At 58.7% G+C, this 20372-nt stretch carries 19 protein-coding genes; 5 read left to right on the forward strand and 14 right to left on the reverse strand.

The genetic code is table 11. The annotated features are described in order from the left end of the window. Positions 1 to 47: 47 nt before the first annotated feature. The 13 genes from HDE72_RS03035 to HDE72_RS03095 all read right to left on the reverse strand — a co-directional run bounded on the left by HDE72_RS03035 (position 48) and on the right by HDE72_RS03095 (position 15359). Positions 48 to 1493 (reverse strand): hypothetical protein, encoded by a 1446-nt coding sequence (locus HDE72_RS03035; RefSeq protein ID WP_183737262.1) that lies wholly within the window; start codon positions 1491 to 1493, stop codon positions 48 to 50. A gap of 6 nt (positions 1494 to 1499) precedes the next feature. Next, positions 1500 to 2648, reverse strand: coding sequence for a UvrD-helicase domain-containing protein (locus HDE72_RS03040; RefSeq protein ID WP_183737263.1), 1149 nt, complete (start codon positions 2646 to 2648; stop codon positions 1500 to 1502). A gap of 11 nt (positions 2649 to 2659) precedes the next feature. Next, entirely contained in the window at positions 2660 to 4069 is a 1410-nt protein-coding gene (locus HDE72_RS03045; RefSeq protein WP_183737264.1) for a protein kinase domain-containing protein, read from the reverse strand. Positions 4070 to 4159: 90 nt separating this feature from the next. Continuing rightward, a complete protein-coding gene (locus HDE72_RS03050; RefSeq protein ID WP_183737265.1) occupies positions 4160 to 5362 on the reverse strand; it encodes a PepSY-associated TM helix domain-containing protein in 1203 nt (400 codons plus the stop codon). A gap of 11 nt (positions 5363 to 5373) precedes the next feature. Next, positions 5374 to 7848, reverse strand: a complete 2475-nt coding sequence (locus tag HDE72_RS03055; protein ID WP_183737266.1) for a TonB-dependent siderophore receptor — start codon at positions 7846 to 7848, stop codon at positions 5374 to 5376. 101 nt (positions 7849 to 7949) lie between these two features. Further along, positions 7950 to 8939, reverse strand: a complete 990-nt coding sequence (locus tag HDE72_RS03060) for a FecR domain-containing protein (protein ID WP_183737267.1) — start codon at positions 8937 to 8939, stop codon at positions 7950 to 7952. Next, positions 8936 to 9442: a sigma-70 family RNA polymerase sigma factor gene (locus HDE72_RS03065; protein ID WP_183737268.1), complete on the reverse strand. Its 507-nt coding sequence runs from the start codon at positions 9440 to 9442 to the stop codon at positions 8936 to 8938. Before HDE72_RS03065 ends, HDE72_RS03060 begins: the two co-directional genes overlap by 4 nt. A gap of 94 nt (positions 9443 to 9536) precedes the next feature. Continuing rightward, positions 9537 to 10730, reverse strand: coding sequence for a HupE/UreJ family protein (locus HDE72_RS03070; RefSeq protein WP_183737269.1), 1194 nt, complete (start codon positions 10728 to 10730; stop codon positions 9537 to 9539). Next, positions 10727 to 11938 carry a tetratricopeptide repeat protein gene (locus tag HDE72_RS03075; protein ID WP_183737270.1) on the reverse strand — a complete coding sequence of 404 codons (1212 nt, stop codon included), beginning with the start codon at positions 11936 to 11938 and terminating at the stop codon, positions 10727 to 10729. Before HDE72_RS03075 ends, HDE72_RS03070 begins: the two co-directional genes overlap by 4 nt. A 69-nt stretch (positions 11939 to 12007) precedes the next feature. Then, positions 12008 to 12256, reverse strand: coding sequence for a hypothetical protein (locus HDE72_RS03080; protein ID WP_183737271.1), 249 nt, complete (start codon positions 12254 to 12256; stop codon positions 12008 to 12010). 24 nt (positions 12257 to 12280) lie between these two features. Beyond that, positions 12281 to 13780 carry a DUF4331 domain-containing protein gene (locus HDE72_RS03085; RefSeq protein ID WP_221291144.1) on the reverse strand — a complete coding sequence of 500 codons (1500 nt, stop codon included), beginning with the start codon at positions 13778 to 13780 and terminating at the stop codon, positions 12281 to 12283. A 359-nt stretch (positions 13781 to 14139) separates the two neighbouring features. Continuing rightward, positions 14140 to 14781 carry an NrsF family protein gene (locus HDE72_RS03090; RefSeq protein WP_183737272.1) on the reverse strand — a complete coding sequence of 214 codons (642 nt, stop codon included), beginning with the start codon at positions 14779 to 14781 and terminating at the stop codon, positions 14140 to 14142. Continuing rightward, positions 14778 to 15359, reverse strand: a complete 582-nt coding sequence (locus tag HDE72_RS03095; protein ID WP_183737273.1) for a sigma-70 family RNA polymerase sigma factor — start codon at positions 15357 to 15359, stop codon at positions 14778 to 14780. Before HDE72_RS03095 ends, HDE72_RS03090 begins: the two co-directional genes overlap by 4 nt. 176 nt (positions 15360 to 15535) lie before the next feature. Between HDE72_RS03095 and HDE72_RS03100 the strand changes: the two genes are divergently transcribed. The 4 genes from HDE72_RS03100 (at position 15536) to HDE72_RS03115 (ending at position 18248) form a co-directional block, all read left to right on the forward strand. Then, positions 15536 to 16339, forward strand: a complete 804-nt coding sequence (locus HDE72_RS03100) for a DUF1223 domain-containing protein (RefSeq protein WP_183737274.1) — start codon at positions 15536 to 15538, stop codon at positions 16337 to 16339. After that, positions 16339 to 16944, forward strand: coding sequence for a cytochrome b/b6 domain-containing protein (locus HDE72_RS03105; protein WP_183737275.1), 606 nt, complete (start codon positions 16339 to 16341; stop codon positions 16942 to 16944). Before HDE72_RS03100 ends, HDE72_RS03105 begins: the two co-directional genes overlap by 1 nt. A gap of 13 nt (positions 16945 to 16957) precedes the next feature. Continuing rightward, entirely contained in the window at positions 16958 to 17728 is a 771-nt protein-coding gene (locus HDE72_RS03110) for a molybdopterin-dependent oxidoreductase (protein ID WP_183737276.1), read from the forward strand. Positions 17729 to 17933: 205 nt separating this feature from the next. Beyond that, complete coding sequence (locus HDE72_RS03115) at positions 17934 to 18248, forward strand: pentapeptide MXKDX repeat protein (RefSeq protein WP_183677707.1); 315 nt, start codon at positions 17934 to 17936, stop codon at positions 18246 to 18248. A gap of 136 nt (positions 18249 to 18384) precedes the next feature. On the opposite strand, the gene HDE72_RS03120 is transcribed toward HDE72_RS03115, so the two are convergent. Beyond that, positions 18385 to 18981 carry a hypothetical protein gene (locus tag HDE72_RS03120; protein WP_183737277.1) on the reverse strand — a complete coding sequence of 199 codons (597 nt, stop codon included), beginning with the start codon at positions 18979 to 18981 and terminating at the stop codon, positions 18385 to 18387. A 182-nt stretch (positions 18982 to 19163) separates the two neighbouring features. Here HDE72_RS03120 and HDE72_RS03125 point away from each other — a divergent pair, with 182 nt between their 5' ends. Continuing rightward, positions 19164 to 20372, forward strand: a complete 1209-nt coding sequence (locus HDE72_RS03125; RefSeq protein ID WP_183737278.1) for an MFS transporter — start codon at positions 19164 to 19166, stop codon at positions 20370 to 20372.

Consider the following 20372-nt stretch of genomic DNA (forward strand, 5'->3'; position numbering starts at 1 on the left):
TATTCATCTTCTTGCGCCAAGCTTTTGAGAAAAGTCCCCAGTATTCTTCATCGGTCAAATCCGGCCCCACCTTTTGCCCGTTTTTTAGGCGCTTTTGATGAAAGTACTGGGTCGTCCTTAAACATAGAAGGTTGTTCCTGCTGGTTCCTTCTGTTTGACTGCAAAATATCTTGTCCCTTCTTAGCTATTGCAAGTACTTGAGCCATCCATGCTTCAAGTTCTTGAACCCTCGCGTTTTGGGTTTCAAGTGGTCGTTCGCTAAATTTTTCTTGTTCCAATGCTTTTCCGACCGAAGCCGCTAGCCTCATCTGACAGGAGGCTCCTGGTACGACCTCGACGGAAATAACGTTGGGCGCATTTTTTGAAAGAGAGTCGAACACCTTACTTCCACCATAGACTGCCGAAAGCCACTCATATTCATGCCAACACAAATCGGATAGGGATGGGTCTGCCCAGTGGAATTGAGGGCGCAAATACTTTTCGACACCTCGGACAGCCCTTGCCCAATTTTGGTCCCAACACCTTGGCCCTGCTATTGAAGCAATTGCGCCGAACCAAAGTATCGCTGATGGAAAGACTTTGCTAATCCGCCTTAGTAAAAAAATATGTGATGTACCGCGTCCTACTAAAAAGGCACCAGCTGCAATAAGGGCATTTTTCTTGGAGTCAGGAATCTCATTTGTGGACTGTGGGCCTATGTCCAGGATCATTTTTTGAAATGCTAATACACGTTCTTCCATTGAATTACGCGTTAACCCTGGATAATTTTCAAGATGTATCTGTACATTCTTTTCTGACACTCCTTGGTGATAGAGAACTAATGATATCGCGTCGTGCATTCTCACATCTAGCGAGTCATTATATTCATCTCGGCGATGCTCGTGTTGCTGAAGAACTTCCCAAACTTTTGTTAGTTCTAAAATTGCAACAGGCCGTCGAATGAACCGCACATCGCGTTCAATTTTTTTCAGTCGTGAAATACAAGTGGAAAATGCTGAGTTTTCTCGTGCATAAATAAGCGATGTCCGTGCAATAGCCATACTAAAACACGCGATTGATCGAGAGAGAGGAATACTGGCTAGCTCTGCATCGCTTTCACCTTGAGCAAGAAGCTCTCCAAGGATGACGGCTGCCCATCGATCTTCGTATTCATAAGTTGGAGATTCCTGACTTTCTTTTAAACTGAATATTTTCCAGTCTGCGTCTGAAACAACTCTTGCGAACTGGCTTAATGGAAAAGTTTCAGGCGCATAAGTACTGAGCCATGAGAATACATCCATAGTGGAAGATTCGTTGGTTACGATAAGTAGTGGAGGAATACGTTTTTGATAATTTGGGCGCTCTGCAAAACCAATAACTATATCACCTTCTCTTGGGCGTGGAGATCCAAAGGTTAGCGCAGGTCCATTTAGACGTACGTCAACGCTGCCGTTAAGGGCGTGCGGTACCGCATCTCGCTCAAAAGAATACCAGATTATTTCTTTTTTATTCATTTTTTGTTAAAATAAATCTTCAGGTTCAAAATGAGTTTCTTCTGCGAACGCATTTTCAAGACGCTTATTTGTCTCACCCGTATAATAGGCATCGAGTGCGGTTTTTGCGCGAGTAATTGCTGTATAGGCCAATGTACTACGATTGAATGGATGCCTTGCCATTTCTTCTATTCCATATAAATGTACGGCCCTAAATTCTGTACCCTTTGCGGAGTGAATTGATAAAACATGAATACGATGCCTTCCGGAGAAATCAGGCCTTTCATCAGTTTTATGGACACATACTGCATCTGCTAACTCTGTTGCATCAAATCTCTCGCGTAGTTCTATCAATGATTCGTTTTTACAGCAGAAGACCCCTATAGTTTCTTCATTGTATGCATCAAGCTGAACCCTTATTGTATCGATCATCTTGATAAACTGTTCATCTCTTGATGTATAGGGGTAAATAGTTGCCCTTGCGTCACCATACTTAGATGGGTCGTAGTTGCAGGTGGCCTGCAGGGAAGGAAGACCTGGGGCAACTGGCAGGAACTTATCCGCCACTTTCGCAATTCTATGCCCAATCCTGAAATGGCGGGTGAGAGTATGCTTCTGTAAGCCTAGCACGTCTGCTACACCGAGGCCGTCACGGTGATAGATTCCTTGTTTGGTGTCGCCACAAATGCAGACCCGTTCGCTAAGACAAAGTAATAGTTCAAGCTCTTGGACGGATAAGTCTTGAGCTTCATCTACAAAAATTGCACTGAATAGATTTCGTGATGGTAATTTTTCGTTTGCCTTTGTTAGTAATTCAATGGCCTCCACACGGGTGCTGTCATCAAAATTTCCATCCTTGGTGACCAGGCGGCGTCCTAGTTGTTCTAATATATGCGCCGCAGCCCAAGCATGATAGGTAAGAATTTGACTGGGCGATATCAAACCTCGTGTTCCTATGCCGCTCCGAATAAAATTCCTGAGAGCTTTTGTATAGGTTAAAACAAGTACGTTTTTATCTCCTCGCCCTGCCATAAACTCAGCTCGTAAGAGAAGAAGATTTGTTTTTCCGGAGCCAGGAGGGCCTTCTAATAAATGTTTGCCCTGAACTGGTAGTCTAATAAAATCTTTTTGATCATTATCCAGCTCATCAAAAGAGCGCCACCAATTATTGTTCATTGACTGATGCCTTATATCAAACTACGTATTTGAATATTTTCGATGTTGTCGACTAACTCTATAATATCGAGTCCGGTACCTACGGCTTTTGCTATCGTTCTGGTCAAAGCTCCTACGGCAATTTCCTCGTTGACACCTATTGATACTGTACAAGTCAAAAGCGGGTCAGGCATTGACGCATTCACGTTATCTTTACCATGGCATACAACTGCCGAAATCGATAGCTGTGCGTCTCTTGCACGGAGTTCAGTTCCCCAGACAACCATTACTTGACATTGGATAGTGACTGCTTCTGGTGGCGAGAATAGGTATGTATATGTTAATTTGTCGGGACTATCGGGCATAGTAATTGGCAGACTGGTCCCGCAGGCTGATATCAACTCTGTTCTGACACGGTCCATGAAGCTCTTTGCAAAGGAATTCCGCTCAAATTCTAGTCGTGCTTCCGCTGCAGCTTTGGCTTGGGGGCCAACACTAACTGCGCACTTCGTCAGCCGGTCACGCAAGGCACTGAGGGCATCATTTGCGCCTTCCAGTAAGAAGTCATCCCACCCAACAATTTGAAGGCGAAGGTCTAAGTCTTTAACTAAGCATCGGGCAGAAAGTGCTTTTAGGTCTCGGAGTCGGTTGACTTCGCCACCCGCAAATGAAGGGGTTTTGGTCAGAACTGCCTTACTTACCAGCCATCGGTTTCCGGCCTCCATTTCTTGATTGAACAGCGGGACTTTCATGATTAGGTCATGCAAAACAGCCCCAATTTGGTAAAAATTCAATGCCTTCCATAGGCGGTCAGATGGTTTGTCTAACCTGAACAGGTATTCGGGTGAACTGTATTGCGCTGTCGCTAAAAAAGGTCGAAGTTTCCCATGATCGGTTACTGCGGCGTCGGCTCCCTCCGGTGCTTCAATGTCCCGGGCAACTCCTAAATCTAGAAGTTTTAATGTTTTGAAGTCGGAAGCTATTTTAATGTTTTCTGGTTTGATGTCTCGGTGAACAATACCTTGGTCCTCAAGAAAACGAGCTGCTTCGACCAACTGCTTTATAAGCGTAGCGACTTCGGTATCTGGAACCTGCGCTAGCGCCTTGTTTAAGTCTACCCAGGGCACAAACTCCATCTCCATGAAGGCGGTACCGAGGGCCTCTTCCACTTGATAAGTTTGAACTAAAGAAGCGCATTCATGGCCTATTAGGCGGCGCTGAACTTCGAGTCGACGTCTTTCAGCGTCACCCGACTCCCCTGCAAAAAATTTCGGGTCAAATACTTTAAATGCGCGGGGTCCAGCAGGGCTTTGAACCTGGAAGATTGCTGCCGACCCCCCTGAAGTCAAATAAACAGGAACTGAATATCCCACCTTCGTTGCAAGGTATGTCTGCAATCGGACTGTTACATCTTGGATAACTTTATCGTCAAGTGCGGGCATCTCTTTCCTCCTAGATAGAGAATACCAGTCGCTACAAAAAAATGGTATTTTTTTTAATAATTTTAGGTCCCTTTACTTTAATTAGCTATGCTAACGAATTAGCGCCTTGTCCGCCTTGGCTTGCCCCTGGCGCTTGCGGCGCCAGACCAGCACCCCCGTCAGGCTCAGTCCCGTCACCGCCACACCCATGGCGCAGATGAATAGCTTGAAGGGCCAGCCCCACATCGACGCCATATGCAGCGCGCTGATCCAGCTGCGGAAGGTGTCGCCGCTGGCCGTGCCGGTCGGCAGCCAGGTGGTCACCAGCTTGCCGCTGGCCGCGTCAAAGATGACGGTGGTGAGTCCCTTCTGTTCGCGCACGTCGCGGCTGCTGCGCACCTTGTAGCTGTACAGGCCCAAGCGACTTTCATACGACAGGGCGTTTTCTTCGATGATGGAAAAATGCTGCTGGTCTGCCAGCCCGGCCATCAGCACGCGGCCCTGGGCGCGTGCTTCCTGCCAGTTCAGCTGCGGCGCGCGCGTGGGCGTATGCGTGGCCAGCACTTCCTCGGTGGGTTGATGGGGGAAGATCGGCTTCATCACGGCCGCATACACATCGTACAGATTGAAGGCCACGCCGCTCCAGGCAAACACCAGCAGCATGGCCCATAACCACAAGCCGCCTGCGCGGTGCAAGTCGAATACCAGCTTGTAGCTGCCGCCGTGGCGGCGCAGCAGCCAGGAAGGGCGCCAGCGCTGCAACCAGGGCTTGGCGCCTGGACTGCAGTTTTTCAGTCGTGCAGGGAAGGTCAGGGCGGCGCCGATAAAACAATCGATCGTCCACAAAATGGCGATCAGGCCAAACATCAGCAAACCCGTGTCGCCCAGCGCCAGTGCGTAATGCAGGCGTTCGATAAAGGGCAGCAGGTTGATCAACCCCTGGCTGATCTCGCCCCAGCGGCGCTGGCCCAGCATCGCGCCCGTGTACGGGTCGACAAACACTTCATCGCTGGCCAGCGGTGCATCGTCGCGGTGGGGCAGGTAAAACTGCATGCTGTGGCCGGCCGGCGCCGACAGCGGTGCGAAGCTGATCTGCGCCTGCGGAAAGTGCGCCGCTACCCGCTCGCGCAGCAGCAGGGCGTCCAGCGGCACCGCGCCCGGTGCGGGCGGCGTGACGCGAAAGACGCCCGGCAGCAGCGCGCCTTCCAGTTCATCCTTCCACGCCAGCGCGCTGCCCGTCAGGCCGGCCACGATCAAAAAGCCGGCCATCAGCAGGCCGGCGTAGCGGTGCAGCGCCGCCAGGGCTGGACGCATCTGACGTGGCATCAGAAACGGTACATGGCGCTGACGTTGGCCGTGCGTTCGGCATTGCGGTAGCACAGGCCGGGCAGGTAGCCGCAGTCATACAGCGATTGCTTGTTCAGCAGGTTGTTGACGTTCAGCGAAAACTGCCACGGCCCCCGCGTCACGCCCAGCGCCGCGTCCCATTGGGTGATGCCGCCATTGCGGATATTGAGGTTGTCGCCGTCGGAATTGGAACGCATGGCGCCCAGGAAGCGCATGCCCAGCGCCGCATAGGCGGGCAGGCCATCGGCCACGTTAAACGCTTGCCGGGCCCAGGCCGATGCGCTATGGCGCGGTGCACCTGGCTGCTGCAAGCCCTGGTCGCCATTGGTGCTGCGATTGATATTCGTGTCCAGGTAGGTGTATTGCGCGATCAGGCTCAGATGGCTGGCGAACTCGGTGCGTGCTTCCAGTTCCAGCCCGCGCGAAGTGACTTGCCCCGTCTGCAGCAGGAAACCCGGGTTGCCGATGGCGGCGGTGGAGACATTGTTGCGCACCAGGTCAAACACGGCCGCCGTGTAGCTGGCGCGCTGGCCCACCGGTTCAAAACGTACGCCAGCTTCGAGCTGCTTGCCGCGCGACGGCTGCAGGGCGCCGCCATCGATAGCCTTGCCCAGTTCGGGCGAAAACGAGGTGGCATAGCTGACATAGGGCGACCAGCCATTGTCGAACAGGTAGACCGCGCCCAGGCGGCCGGTGGTGGCCGATGGCGACAGTGCGTAGTCGGGCCGTACCGCGCCGGTCAGCACGTTGGTGGTGGTCTGCGATTGCGTGGCCTTGTCGCGGCGCAGGCCCGCCGTCACTACCCAGCGGTCCCATTTCAGCTGGTCTTGCGCATACAGGCCCAGCTGGCGCGAAGGTGCATAGACGATGGTGGGTTTGGTCGACGGCCGCTTGAGCTGCTTTTCATATACGGGATGGTAGAGGTCGAGCGGCGCGATAAAGCCGACCTGGTAAATATAGTCGTCGGTATTGCGGAAGTTCGCATAGTCCATGCCCAGCAACACATGGTGGCGCAGGGCGCCGCTGGCGAACTGCGCTTGCAGCCGGGTGTCGGCCAGCACGCTGGTCGACTCCGTGTCGACCGGACGGAAGTAGCGTTCCACGATGCCGTCGGTGCTGAGGCCCAGCGGGAACATGTCGGTGCGCTCGTTTTTCAAGCGCGTGTAGCGCAGGTTCTGGTGCAAGGTCCAGGTGTCATTGAATTTGTGTTCGAACTCATAGCCCAGCATGGTGTTGCTGCGCTTGAAGCGGTTGTCGTAGCCCATCAGGTTGACGTGCGGGTCGACCTGGCCGCGCGGGCCCGGTTCCAGCAGCTGGTTGGGAAACGCGTATTGCTGGTTGTCGCGTTCATGGCGCGCCAGCAAGGTCAGACGCGTATCGGCATCGATCTTCCAGGTCAGTGAGGGCGCGAAATACAGGCGGTTGTCGCTATCGTGGTCCAGCCGGGTATTGGCCTCGCGGCCCAGCATAACGACGCGGTAAGTCCAGGCGCCTTGTCCATCGATGGCGCCGCCCACGTCGGCTTTCAGCTGGCGGCGCTGGTAGCTGCCGTATTCCAGGCCGATTTCGCGCACGGCGTCTGCGCTGGGACGCTTGCTGACGGCGTTGACCACGCCGCCCGGCGGGATCTGGCCATACAGCACCGAGGCCGGGCCGCGCAGCACTTCCAGGCGTTCCAGCCCATACGGCTCGATACTGGCGCCAAAGGTGCGGCCTGAATTACGCAAGCCGTCTTGCAAAATACCGGTAGTCTCGATGGTAAATCCCCGCAGCAGCGAGGAATCGTCGCTGCCCAGCGGGCGCTGGTTGGGCGTCACGCCCGCCGTGTAGCGCAGGGTTTCATCGAGCGATTCGGCATTGCGGTCGCTGATCTCATCGGCCGTGACGACCGAGACGGATTGCGGATTTTCATTCAGCGCCGTATCGGTCTTGGTGGCAGAATTGCTGCGCCTTGCCACATAACCGCGCACGGGGCCGGTGGCCGTTTCGCGCTCAAGCGCGGCGTTGACCGTGATGGCGGGCAGGGTGGCGGCGCTGGTGGACGTGGTTGCAGGTGCTGCATTCGTCACCGGCGCAGCTTCGGTGCGCAGCGCATACGCGCCGTTCGCGCCAGCCACCAGGCGCAAGCCTTGGCCACGCAACAAGGCGTCAAAACCCTGGCGTACCGTGTAGCTGCCGCTCAAACCCGAACTGCTTTTGCCCTGCAACAGCGCAGCATCTGCCGACAATTCCGCGCCGGCCGCGCTGGCAAAGCTGGTCAGGGCACGTTCCAGCGAACCGGCCGGTATCGCGTACTGGCGTTTGACTTCGGCGCTGTCCAATGTTTGTGCGCGGGCGCCGGGCGCCGTAAAGGCCAGGGCGCCATAGGCGGCTCCAGCCAGGAACAGTGCCTGGATGGCCAGGGCGAGGGCAGATGGACGCAAATTGGTCGGCGCAAGTGTGCGAGCTGTCATGGGGTGTCCTTTGTACGGTAAGAAGAAGTGTTTGTTCTTCCCGTATTCCGAACCAGACAAGAAAACCCTCAACTTTTTTTACATTTTTTTGAATTTATTTTTCAGGCAGCCGGGCGCGCACCCACCGTGACCCAGAAACGCGTGCGGTAGCGCAGCTGCACGGGCAGGCTCAGGGCCAGGTTGTCCAGCGAGCGGTCGATGTCGCGCAGCGAGTACACGCCCGTCACGCGCAGATCGGCGACGTCTTCATCGCAGCGCAGCAGGCCATGGCGGTAGCGGCTGAACTCTTTCACCAGGTCGCCCAGGCGCATGCGTTCGGCCACCAGCCTGCCTTGCGTCCAGGCTGCGGCGCTGTCTTCCACAAGCGCCACTTCGTGCACGGCATGGATACCATACGTGCCGCGCTGGCCCGCCTGCAAGCTTACGCCGGCCATATTGGCCTGTGCCGGCCATAGTTCAACCACTCCCTGGAATACGACCACCGTGCTCAGACCATCGCCAGCGCGCACGCTGAAGCGGGTGCCCAGCGCGGTTGCCGTGCCTTGATCGGTTTGCACCAGCAAGGGCCGGTGGATGGCCGCCGTATCGGGCGCGCTGGTCACCAGGATGGTCCCGGTGCGCAGCACGATGCGCCGTTCGCGATCGCTGTAGCGCACATCGATGGCGCTGGCTGTATCGAGCACCACTTGTGTGCCGTCTGCCAGCAGCACTGCGCGTACCTCGCCCAGGGCAGTGCGGTAATCGGCGCTGGCGCGCTGCCATATGCCGGATTCGTGCAGCAGCAAGGCAGAGCCGCCGCCCCCCATCACCAGGCCCAGCAACTGCAGTGCACGGCGGCGATCCACGCCGGTACGGCGCGGGGCCGTCGACAGCGCGCCGCGCGCCACCACATTCGGGATGGCGTCAAATTGCTGCGTGAAGCGCTGCAGCCTGGTCCAGGCCCGTTCATGTTCAGGGTGGGCAGCGCGCCATTCGGCGCAGGCCGCGGCGTCTGCCTCGCTGGCGTCGTCCGACCATAGCCGCGCCATCCATTCGGCCGCCCGCTGCAGGATGGCGGGGGAGAGTGGCGAGTTGTCGGCTTGGACCGTCATGCCTGCGCCGCGCAACAGGCCAGCAGCGCGCGCACCATGTATTTTTCCACCGACGATACGGACACGTCGAGGCGCAGCGCAATTTCGCGGTAGTTCAATCCCTCGACCTTGCACAGTAAAAAAGCCTCGCGCACCTTGGCCGGCAGGCGCGCCAGGATGGTATCGATTTCCACCAGCGCTTCGATGATCAGCGCGTGCATTTCCGGCGAGGGGACGGCCGTCTCCGGCATGGCGCGCACCGCTTCCAGATACGCCGCCTCGATATGCCGGCGCCGGAACAGGTCGACCATCAGGCCGTTGGCGATACGCGCCAGCTGCTGGCGCGATTCTTCGGGCTGGGGCGCACTGCCGCGCGTGATGATGCGCAAATACGTATCGTGCGCCAGGTCGGCCGCATCGCAGGCATTGCCCAGCTTACGGCGCAACCAGCCCTGCAGCCAGCCATGGTGGTCGCTATAAAGCACTTTGATTTGCTGATGCAGTTCCAATTCGGGGTGAACCATGCAAGCTTCCTGTGCCATGGTCCGGCAGGACGGATGGACTTTGATGCAATTGAGAATGATTCGTATTGTATCCCGAAAGCGCTGTCATGGGAGGTCAGCCTGAGATCAGCTTGATGTCGGCCACCCGCTCCAGCAGCCAGATGGCTGCGATGATGGCGATCAGCAGCGAACCCACCGTCATCAGCTGGCGGTAAAACCAGGTCTTGCGCAGCAGCCAGGCGAGCGGCAGGAAGACGGCGACAATCGCCAACTGGCCGATTTCCACGCCCAGATTGAAGCCGAACAGGCTGGCCACCAGCGACGATTGCGGCAAACCCAGGTCGAGCAGCACGCTGGCAAAACCAAAGCCGTGGATCAGGCCGAACACAAACGCCGCCACCGGACGCCGGCCGCGAAACAGCGGGAACAGATTGTTCAGCGACGCCAGCACCACCGAGGCGGCAATCGCCGACTCCACCCAGCGCGAGGGCAGCGAGATGACCGACAGGCTGGCCAGGGTCAGGGTAATCGAGTGGGCCAGGGTGAAGGCGGTGACGACTTTGAGCACGTCAAAAAAGGCGGCTTTGAAATCAAAGTTGGTCGATAGGCTAGTCGTATCCGGACTGTGTAAACCCGAGGCCAAAATCCGGGGTCGGACCCTCAGGGTCCGACCCCAGCCTTGTTGCTGGGTTTGCAGTACGGCTGGCAACAGCAAGGACAGCAAAAACAGGATATGGTCGTAGCCTATCCAGATATGCCAGATGCCGTGCTTGACGTAGGCGCCGAACTGGGCCAGGCGGCTGGGCGCGGTCAGTGACAGGGTCTGGCGCGGGCTGTCCGGGTCGAAGATGGCCGTTTGCGTGTGGCCGTCGCTGCTCAGTTTCAGCAAGCCCTTGTGCTGCGGGTCCAGGTCGGCGAACAGGGTGTAGCCTATGGATAAGCTGCCGGGAGCGGCGCCAGGACAGATACCATGAAAGCGCAGCACATTGTAGGCACCATCCGTATGGTTATCGATCAGTTGTTCGGTCACTTGCAGCGGGCAGACGCCCTGGGCGCTGGCCATCTGCAGCCGCTGCAGCGCATACGCGGCGATGGCGGCGTGGCGGGCGCGGATTTCATCCCAGGTCAGTTCGCCATCGCCATTGCCATCGAGGCCGATGGCGAAATCGAGGTCGCGCAAGGCGATATCCCATTGGCCGGCTATCTGCTGGCCGTGTACAGCGATGCTCAAATAGCTGTCGCTGGGCTTGTGCGCCTGCGCAGGACTCAGCCACGCAAACAGTAGCAGGCAGAGCAAGAACTGCTTCATAGCGCCCTCCGCTGGACTGCCGCGCCGAGTTTTTGCCCATCCTGGGTCCCCAGTTTTTTTACCAGCGCCTGCAGGGCCACGTCTTCCACGTTATTGACGGTGATCCATTCCAGCACGGGAGCCGCGGCCGGGTAGTCGCGCGCGGCCAGCGCGGCTTCGAGCAAGATGCGCATATCGGGTACTTCCTTCTGGATGGCCCAGTTTTTCTGCGCCAGTTGCACGGCGCCGCGCGCATCGTGCTGCAGCAATAGCGCAAAGCGCGCCTGTTCGCGCTGGTGCACGGTATCGCCGCGCTGCATGGCGGCGTTGAAGCGGGCCGTCAGTTCCTCGGTCGCCGTTGCCAGGGCAGCGGCTTGGTCCGACACCGCCTGCAGCGCCAGTGCATAACGCAGCAGCAGGGCGTCGATGCGCTGCTGGTCTTTCAAGAGTTTGATGACTTCCAGTGGCCGCTGCTGGTCGAGCAAAAAGTCGCTGTAGGCGCCCAGCAGATAGCTGTCGCGCGGATGCTGGGCCAGCGCCTGCCGGTAGCGGGTCTCGGCCAGCGCCGTTTCGCCACGCCGCGTGGCCATTTCGGCCAGCAGGGTCAATGCCCAGCTTTCCATCTCGGGCGCCGCGCCCGTGCTGCGGCGCAGCGTCAGGTCCAGCAATTGTTCGCTCTTGGCGGCGCGCCCCGTCACGCCGGCCACATTGGCGATGCAGGTGACGGTGACCAGCTGCGCGGTGAAGGCGGATAAACGGGCGCAATCGGCCGTGGCCTTGCTGTACTGGCCTTGCACGGTCAGCACTGTGGCCCGCGTCAGCCAGGCCTGGCCATTGGCGGGTTCCTGTTCGATGACGGCGTCCAGGTCTTGCAGGGCGGCGCCAAACTGGTGGGTGCTTTGCAAAATCGTGGCGCGCAGCAGGCGTACGGGCGCAGGCGGCGCCGTTTGCCGCCACCACGGCGCCAGCGCCGCCTGCGCATAACCGAGGTAGCGCGGATCGGTTTCGCTGCGGGCCAGGCCGATATAGCGCTGCGCCAGGCTGGTGGCCAGGGCCATGTCTTGCGGATTGCTGCTCAGCTGCGCACGCAGGGCCCGCAATGCGATCTGGGTGGCGTCGGCGCGGCGTGGCAAGTGTTCGATGACGGCATTGCCATCTTTTGGCGTGTAGGGAGCTGCCTGCGCCAGGCTGGCCAGGCAAATACAGAGCATGAATACAGATAATCTCATCGCGGACGCTTTCGGGCGAACGGTGGGCGGCACAGGCACCAGGGACGCATCCCCGGTGCCTGCTACGACTTACAACGGTACAGGCTCGGTATCTTCCGGGGCGGTGGCGACGATGGCGTCGATATTGACCGCTTCCTTGTCGTCGCTGGTGGTCAGGATCAAATTGCTGACGGCGACGAAAAAGGCATCGAGCAAGACCACCGGCGGCGGATTGACGCCGCCGTTGCCATTGCCATTGTCGCTACTGCTGCTACTGCCGCCGCAGCCTGCCACCAGCGCCGCCGTGACCACGGCGCCTGTCATCAAGAGCTTTTTCATGAGGTACTCCTTCATTGAGGACGACTATTGTTGTGGCGAGCCGGCGATGGGGGTTTTCAGGTAGGGGAAACCTGCCGTGAAAAACGTCTCGTCGAGGTAGGCGCCATCGGTGAAGTGCAGGCCGCCGGCTGGGGCATCGCTGGGAGCGCAGCCGATATTGAGCGTGCACAGCTTGCCCATGGCCACGCGCAGCACCACGTCGACCACGTCGTCGCCAGGACGGCGGCCATTCGGGAAGCCCGCATTGTCGCCGCCGATCACGCCCAGACGGTTTTGCGAACCGACGGCGGTCGGGGCGATCGAGGTGTTCAGGCGCAGCATTTCCGACGCCGCCACCGTGACAGGCTGGTTCACGCCCTTGATGCCGGTCAAGAAGGCCGCTACCAGGTCATTGCGCGGGAAGTTGGTGGGCGCCTTGGCGCCGGCCGAGCCGTACAGCACTTCCACCAGCGCTGGCGCGGTCGGGTTGGTCACATAGTCGGCGAACTGGGCGTCGTTGACCGGTTTGCTGGCGTTGAAGCGGTCCTTGTCTTTCAGGCCGATCACCAGTTCATTCACCAGCGGCATGCCCAGACGCGATACCTGCACCCAGGCGCCGCCTTCTTTCGAGGCGCTGGTGGTGGTGTTCGGCGTCGGATTGAGCAGGCGGCCCTGGCGCAGGCTGGCCGTGGTCCAGCCGCCGATCACCGGGTCGGTGCCGGCCGTCAGGCAGGCGGTGGGCACTTCCATTTCGATGGCGGTGACGTTTTTCAGGGCCAGGTCATCCTTGGCTGCCGATTCCGCATTGGCGGCAAATTCGGTGGCGGGCGCCTTGATGTTGATCAAGTCAAAGGTTTCACCCAGATTCACCACGAACGGGTCCTTGCGCTGGCCGACGAACATGCGCGCCGGCGTGGCGCAGCCGGGAATGTTGACGGAATACACATGCTGCGCAGCGTAGGCGGCGTAGTTGGGTATCGATTTATTGCCGATATTGTCGACCGGCTTGTCGAACACGGTGCCGCCACCGCTGGCATTGGTCACGGCGCTGCGGGTGCCGCTGCGGCGGTCGCCCCGCACCACGGTCACGCTATAGGTTTCGCGCACATTCAGGCCGGCCGGGTTGACGCTGTCGATGGGGCCGCCATTGATTACCAGCGGAATCGAGACCTTTTTGCCGCCCACTGTGAACTGGCCATCCTTGTTGGTATTGCTGAAACGGAACTGGAAGGTGATGTCTTCCTTGCCGTCGCCATTGTTATCGATATGGATTTCATACAGGGCGGCCGGGTCCAGCGCGAAGTAATTCGGCCCGCCGTACGCATCCTGCAGCGGTACATAGTCGGCCACCAGGGTGGTGTAAGCGCTGCGGCCCGCTTCGTAGCTGCGGAACATATAGAAGTCGGTGGCGTCGACTTTCGGGTTTTGCGTGATGAATGGCGCCTCGCGGTGGCTGGAGGCAAAGACGGATGGGGTGGCGGTGAGTAGCAGAAGATTGCCCAGTATGGCGGCGCCCAGTACGGTTTTCGATCGTGACAAAGACATGGCGATTCTCCCTGAATTATTATGCGCAGAGTTAGGACTACAAGGAATTGCGGACTGCATGACTTGTACGGACGGCAAGCAAGATCAGATTCAATTGCTTACAATTTTTTTGGTGGCAGATTGAATGTTCCTGACCGGAACGGTTGACGCGCGCCACTCGAATCTACGCCTGCCGTGGGCGTTGCCAAAAATAAATCTTTTGTGAACAGAAAAAGACAGGCTGTCAGCGGCGCATGAACTGCGCTTGCCGGGCGTGGGGGCAGGGAAGGCGGGCCAGGCAGGGTGCTGGCCGCCGTGAGTATGTGTGAGCTTGAGGGTATGGAATCAATAGGCGGAAAATTGCCGCCCAGCTTTTCAGCTTACCAGGCCAGCACTTTTGGTCCGATCAGCGCGCCGATGACAGTCGGCACCAGCATGCCCAGCACATACCAGAAGCCGATGAAGCTGGCGGCCATTTCCGGGCAATGCAAACAATACACGAGGGCTGCCGCGCTGCCGGAAGCAAAACCGGCCGCTGCGCCCGCCACGCGCAAGCGCGTCGGCGCCATCTCGCGCATCAGCCGCAGCACGGCCACCATGATGGGCAGCGACAGCATGGCGATCAGGAAGGGGCAGGCGCGCCAGGTGGTGCCCCAGAACAATTCCATCCTTTGTTCCGGCGGCGCTTCCATCATGATGATGGCGCCCAGCGCCCACATCAGCAGCAGGGGCACGGCGATCAGCAGCGGCTGCGCATGGGTGCCAGGCAAACCGACCCGGCGCCCGACATAAGCGCCCGCCAGCGTAACGGACAGCACAAAGCCGACCTTGATCCAGAAATCGGGCAGGAATAACAGTTGGCCCAGGTTGGGGCGCACGCCCAGCAAGGTGGCCATCAGCAGCATGCTGATACCGATACCGGCGGCCAGGGTGGCGGCCATGCGCCAGCGTGCGCCCGGTGGCGGGGCAGGCGCCACGTCTGGCCCACTGGCCAGCATGGCGATCAAATCGTCAGTTTTCATGATGGTGTCCTTAAATTGGCTGCCAGTGTCTTCAGGCCGCGGTGCACGGCCACTTTGACGCTGGCTTCCGAAATATTCATTGCAAGGGCTGTATCGCGCACGGACCAGCCATCGAGCTTGGTATGCACGATGGCGTCGCGCTGCTGGGCCGGCAGGGTAGCGAGTAGCTGGCCCAGGTCGCGGCTCGCTTCGGCCGCCTCCGCGTCGGCGCTGGAAAACAAGTCTTGCGTTTCATCTTCCTCGTCATATGGCGTATGCAGCGCATCGCGCCGCGCATGGCGCCGCAGCCAGTCGATCAGCTTATACCTGGCGATCGCGTGTATCCACGACGTCAGTGGCACGCCCGTATCGTACGTCAGGCGCTGGTTGTGGATGGCCAGCAGGCATTCCTGCACCAGGTCTTCCACGTCATCGGGCCAGCTTTGCAGGCGCCGCCGCAGGAAAGCGCGCAAATGCGACGCCGTGGCCTGCAAGAAGCTGCGGTACGCCGTTGCATCGCCGTCCAGCCCGCGCAACATCAGCCCGTGCAGGCGTAACTCGGTGCCGTGCAGATGCTCGCTTACAGGTATTCGTTGCATGCCAGCCTTTGGTGACAGGTGTTTAAAAATAAATTCACGGAAAAAATATTTGATGGTGGCTGTAACCAATCCGCACCAGGGGGCGAATTGACCAGTGTCGCTAGCATGATTTCGTAGTTTGCTTATGCGAACTTCATCTGTTTCACTTTACCGATCCACTATAACGGGTAGTCACCATGAACATCAAGTGCCTCAGTACCGCCAGTATCATTTCCGTGCTCATGCTGGGCCAGGCCGGGCCAGCGTTTGCGCAATTGGCGGCCCCGCGCTGCGAAGCGAAAAGCGGCGTGAAGACAGCTGCCCTGGTGGAGCTGTATAGCAGCGAAGGCTGTTCCAGCTGCCCGCCGGCAGACCAGCGCCTGAGCGCCCTGCACCGGGAAGCGGGTGCTGACGCCCTGATCGTGCCGCTGGCCTTGCATGTGACTTACTGGGACCAGATCGGCTGGGCTGACCGCCTGGCGCAAAAGCCATTCGACGCCCGCCAGGCCGAGCTGCTTTCCTACCAGCCGCGCCACGTCGCCTACACGCCACAGTTCTTCGTCAGCGGCAGCGAGTTGCGCGGCTGGGACACACAACTGCCTGCCGCCATCCGCCGCATCAACGCCGTCACGGCGCCGGTCAATATCAGCGTGTCGGCGGCGGGCGGCCCGGACGGCAAGCTGCAGCTGGCTGCCGACGCCAGCGCAGCCGATGGCCGCACGGGCGGCATGCTGTACCTGGCGCTCAGCGAAAACGCGCTGTCTTCGACCGTGCTGCGCGGTGAAAACCAGGGCGCCACCTTGCACCATGACGCGGCAGTGCGCGTCTGGCTGGGACCGGTTGCCCTGCAACAGGGCCATGCCAGCCTGCACCGCGAACTGAGCATACCGGCCGGCTGGCGCCGCGACCATCTGCAGGTCGCCGCTTTTGTGCAGCAGGCAGGCGGGGGCGCCATTTTACAAGCCGTCAGCACGGCCCAATGTGAAAAAGGAGTACTGTAATGCGATCCCCATCCTTGAAAACAGACATCATCCATCCGGCCTGGCTGCGCCTGACCCACTGGCTCAATGCCGTGGCCGTGGTGGTGCTGGCCACCAGCGGCTGGCGCATCTATAACGCCTCGCCGTTTTTCCCCTTCAGCTTGCCGAGCGGCCTGACCCTGGGCGGCTGGCTGGGCGGCGCGCTGCAATGGCATTTTGCCGCCATGTGGCTGCTGCTGGCCAATGGCGTGCTGTATTTGGGCATCAATATCGCCACCGGACGCCTGCGCCGCCAGTTTTTTCCGCTGTCGCCGCGCGCCATTGTGCAAGACTTGCTGGCCGCCCTGAAAGGCAAGCTGGCCCACGCCGACCCGCGCCACTACAACATGGTGCAGCGCGCCGCCTATCTGTTCGTGATGCTCGATTGCATCGTGCTGGTGATGTCCGGACTGGTGCTGTGGAAGTCGGTGCAATTCCCCATCCTGCGTGAGCTGATGGGCGGCTACGACAGCGCGCGCCGCGTGCACTTCATCGCCATGTCCGGCCTGGTGGGCTTCGTAGGCATCCACCTGGTGATGGTGGCGCTGGTACCCAAGACCCTGATCGCCATGCTGCGCGGCCGCTAAGAGGAGCATTCCCATGAAAAAGACCATTATCGTGCAGGAGCAGGGACAAGCCATGCTGGCCGACGCCTTGCGCAAGATCGAAGAGCCGTCGCGCCGCCAGTTTTTGCAGCGCAGCCTGACCCTGGGCGGCCTGGCCTTGCTGACCGGCTGCGACGTCAGCGACGAGTCCAGCATCGATGCCGGCTTGAACCAGGTATCGCGCTTCAATGACAAGGTGCAGGGCCTGCTGTTCGACGCAAGCAGATTGGCGCCGACTTACCCTGATTCGATGATCGCCAGGCCGTTTCCCTTCAATGCCTTTTATGGCGAAGACGAAGTCAGGCAAATCGACGGCGACAGCTGGCGGTTGGAACTGAGCGGCCTGGTGACGCGCCGCAAGCCCTGGAGCCTGGCGCAATTGCGCGCCTTGCCGCAGGAGTCGCAAGTGACGCGCCATATCTGCGTGGAAGGCTGGAGCGCCATCGGCAAATGGGGCGGCGTGCCGTTCGCGCACTTCCTGAACCTGATCGGCGCCGACAAGACGGCCAAGTACGTGGGCTTCAAATGCGACGACGACTATTTCACCAGCATCGACATGGCCACCGCGCTGCACCCGCAAACCATCATGGCCTTGACCTATGACGGCCAGGAACTGCCGCCGAAATACGGCTACCCGATGAAACTGCGCATGCCGACCAAGCTGGGCTACAAGAACCCAAAACATATCCGCGCCATTTACGTGACCAATACCTATACGGGCGGGTATTGGGAAGACCAGGGATACAACTGGTTCGGCGGGTCGTGATGGCGGCTGGAATAACCGGCTGCGCGGCGCGCTTTGCGGCCGGCGATGCTCGCTGTGCTCCAGCACAGCTGCGCTTCTCGGCCACAAATCATCGCCGCTCGCTTCGGTTCTTCCTGCCGCCGTGACCTTATTTATTTGATAGAAAACTTATTTTTTAATCGCAGTACCGGGCAATTTCGCCCATCTCTTTCTAAGGAAAACCACCATGAAAACCACGATCACCGCCATCATCGCTTCCGCTATCCTGATGTCGGGCGCTGCTTTTGCTCAGGACGCAATGAAGAAAGATGCGATGGCTGCGCCTGCTAGCGCGATGCAAAAAGATGCCATGGGCAAGGATGCCATGGCTAAAGATGGCATGGCCAAGGACGGCATGAAGAAGGACGGCATGAAGAAGGATCATATGGCCAAGGATGGCATGAAGAAAGATGCCATGGCTAAAGATGCGATGGCCAAGGATGGCATGAAGAAGGATGAAATGAAGAAAGACGGCATGGCCAAGGATGCAATGGCCAAGTAAGGCTAGCCAGCCTTGCGCCGCCCTGGGGTGGCGCAAGGCTGGAGCGTTTCACATTTTAGCCCTCGCAGGGTATGGATCTCCGGCGCCGGATCATTCTGATGCCGCCATTGTCGCCCTCATCCTCAACGGCATTCTTTTACGGATGTACCGGTGCAATGGCAGGTGCATAGACCGGAATATCTTTACTGCCCGCAACAACCACCTGTCCCGACAAATCTGCCTGATAGGGCGATAGTCCCCGTTCAATCAACACACAGGCGACGGCGTCCCTGTAGCGGTGTGCATAATAGGCACTCTCACGCTGGGTCCATGGATGCGCACCGGCCATCAAATCCTCATTCGATAAAGGCGCAAGCCATGCCCGCACTTTCTCCAGATCCTGTGGCGTGAATTCAATACGCACATTGTCTAATGCAGTCTGCTTTGTGAAAACAAAACGATGGCTGGTATTGGACAATGCCAGTTCCGTGGCGCGTTTGAGTCCTGCATGGTCATTCCCCAGGCCGTACTCAAAGTGAATCGCGCCTGCCAGGAAATTGGCGGTCGTGCAGATTTGCCGCTCCAACCCCGTATTGGCATCGGCTATCGTCACCATCACGTAAGACGGCGAGGTGCTTATATTGCTGACTGCCGCCTCAAAACTTGCCGCTGATTGGGTGTATTCAGCCGCCATCGCAGGTAGGGTGACCGCATATAGCAAAAGAAATTTCAACATTTTCCCATAGTGTGTCATTTGAAACTTCCGTGAACGTATGCTTTAAGCTATGTTGTACATCGTCATCGAACTGTAACGCACTGATATGCTGCGCCAGCTCGGATTGAATCCAGTAGCGATTATGCATGCAAACTCAAGACTTTAATTGATCGCCAGTTATAGTAAGCTGATCACTTGTTGATTCTTACGCATGCAGAGCAATGACTGTTCCTGATACTTCCGCCGCCGCGCCGCCGCTTGACCCCACCGAAAAATCCACCCGCCGCCGCTCCCTGATCGCCGTCTGCAGCGCGCATGCCGTGCACGATGGCTTGACCGATGTGATCTATGTGCTGCTGCCGATCTGGCAGGCGCAATTTGCCATCAGCTACGCCATGGTGGGACTGCTGCGCGGATCGTATTCGGGCATGATGGCCGGTTTCCAGTTGCTGGCCAGCCGCATGGCCAAGCGCTGGGGACGTGAGCGTATGCTGATAGGCGGCACGGCGCTGGCCGGTCTTGCTTATCTGGTGGCGGGACAGGCGGGCGGCCTGGCCGTCTTGCTATTCGCCTTGCTGCTCGGTGGCCTGGGCGCCAGTACCCAGCATCCGCTGGCCTCGTCCATCGTTACCGATACGCATGAGGCGGGCGGTGGCGTGAAGGAAGCGCTGTCGCAATACAATTTCGCCGGCGATATCGGCAAGACCCTGATCCCCGCGCTGGTGGGCTTGCTATTGCTGGTGTGCAGCTGGCAAACCAGCGTCAGCCTGATCGGCTTGCTGGGCCTGGCGGCGGCCGGTTTGCTGTGGTGGCTATTGCCCAGGAAAGGTGAGTTGCAGGCTAACCAGAAAAAAGCAGGCAAGACCATTGTCGGCAATGGCAGCAAGGGTGGTTTCCGTGCGCTGCTGGCGACCGGCACCCTGGACAGCGCCGTGCGCATGGGCTTTCTGACTTTTTTACCTTTCCTGCTGAAAAGCAAGGGCGCCGGCACGGCCGGCATCGGTATGGCGCTGTCGCTGCTGTTCGTGGGCGGCGCTTTTGGTAAATTGCTGTGCGGCTATCTGGGTGCGCGCATCGGCATGATGAAAACCGTGTGGATCACGGAAACCATGACGTCCTTGCTGATCGTGCTGGCCTTGTGGCTGCCATTGTTCGGCGTGATGGCCATGCTGCCCCTGCTGGGGCTGGCGCTGAATGGCACGTCCTCCGTGCTGTACGGCGTGGTGCCGGAACTGGCGGAACCTGGCAAGCGCGAACACGCGTTTGCGCTGTTTTATACAGGCACCATTGGCGGCGGTGCGCTGTCGCCGGTGCTGTTCGGTGCGCTCGGCGATGCCGCCAGCGTACCCATCGCATTGATGGTGCTGGCGGCGATTTTGCTGCTGACCTTGCCCTTGGCGTGGAAAGTGCAGAAGGGCATAGCCAGCTGA

The sequence above is a fragment of the Janthinobacterium saanense genome, from assembly GCF_014200675.1.
Classification (GTDB): domain Bacteria; phylum Pseudomonadota; class Gammaproteobacteria; order Burkholderiales; family Burkholderiaceae_D; genus Janthinobacterium.

Excerpts from the sequence above, each read along its gene's own strand:
- HDE72_RS03100 (WP_183737274.1), top strand. The coding sequence starts at position 15,536 with ATGAACATCAAGTGCCTCAGTACCGCCAGTATCATTTCCGTGCTCATG.
- HDE72_RS03095 (WP_183737273.1), bottom strand. The coding sequence starts at position 15,359 with ATGCAACGAATACCTGTAAGCGAGCATCTGCACGGCACCGAGTTACGC.
- HDE72_RS03110 (WP_183737276.1), top strand. The coding sequence starts at position 16,958 with ATGAAAAAGACCATTATCGTGCAGGAGCAGGGACAAGCCATGCTGGCC.
- HDE72_RS03035 (WP_183737262.1), bottom strand. The coding sequence starts at position 1,493 with ATGAATAAAAAAGAAATAATCTGGTATTCTTTTGAGCGAGATGCGGTA.
- HDE72_RS03045 (WP_183737264.1), bottom strand. The coding sequence starts at position 4,069 with ATGCCCGCACTTGACGATAAAGTTATCCAAGATGTAACAGTCCGATTG.
- HDE72_RS03050 (WP_183737265.1), bottom strand. The coding sequence starts at position 5,362 with ATGCGTCCAGCCCTGGCGGCGCTGCACCGCTACGCCGGCCTGCTGATG.
- HDE72_RS03055 (WP_183737266.1), bottom strand. The coding sequence starts at position 7,848 with ATGACAGCTCGCACACTTGCGCCGACCAATTTGCGTCCATCTGCCCTC.
- HDE72_RS03080 (WP_183737271.1), bottom strand. The coding sequence starts at position 12,256 with ATGAAAAAGCTCTTGATGACAGGCGCCGTGGTCACGGCGGCGCTGGTG.
- HDE72_RS03060 (WP_183737267.1), bottom strand. The coding sequence starts at position 8,939 with ATGACGGTCCAAGCCGACAACTCGCCACTCTCCCCCGCCATCCTGCAG.
- HDE72_RS03085 (WP_221291144.1), bottom strand. The coding sequence starts at position 13,780 with ATGTCTTTGTCACGATCGAAAACCGTACTGGGCGCCGCCATACTGGGC.
- HDE72_RS03120 (WP_183737277.1), bottom strand. The coding sequence starts at position 18,981 with ATGACACACTATGGGAAAATGTTGAAATTTCTTTTGCTATATGCGGTC.
- HDE72_RS03065 (WP_183737268.1), bottom strand. The coding sequence starts at position 9,442 with ATGGTTCACCCCGAATTGGAACTGCATCAGCAAATCAAAGTGCTTTAT.
- HDE72_RS03075 (WP_183737270.1), bottom strand. The coding sequence starts at position 11,938 with ATGAGATTATCTGTATTCATGCTCTGTATTTGCCTGGCCAGCCTGGCG.
- HDE72_RS03090 (WP_183737272.1), bottom strand. The coding sequence starts at position 14,781 with ATGAAAACTGACGATTTGATCGCCATGCTGGCCAGTGGGCCAGACGTG.
- HDE72_RS03125 (WP_183737278.1), top strand. The coding sequence starts at position 19,164 with ATGACTGTTCCTGATACTTCCGCCGCCGCGCCGCCGCTTGACCCCACC.
- HDE72_RS03105 (WP_183737275.1), top strand. The coding sequence starts at position 16,339 with ATGCGATCCCCATCCTTGAAAACAGACATCATCCATCCGGCCTGGCTG.
- HDE72_RS03070 (WP_183737269.1), bottom strand. The coding sequence starts at position 10,730 with ATGAAGCAGTTCTTGCTCTGCCTGCTACTGTTTGCGTGGCTGAGTCCT.
- HDE72_RS03115 (WP_183677707.1), top strand. The coding sequence starts at position 17,934 with ATGAAAACCACGATCACCGCCATCATCGCTTCCGCTATCCTGATGTCG.
- HDE72_RS03040 (WP_183737263.1), bottom strand. The coding sequence starts at position 2,648 with ATGAACAATAATTGGTGGCGCTCTTTTGATGAGCTGGATAATGATCAA.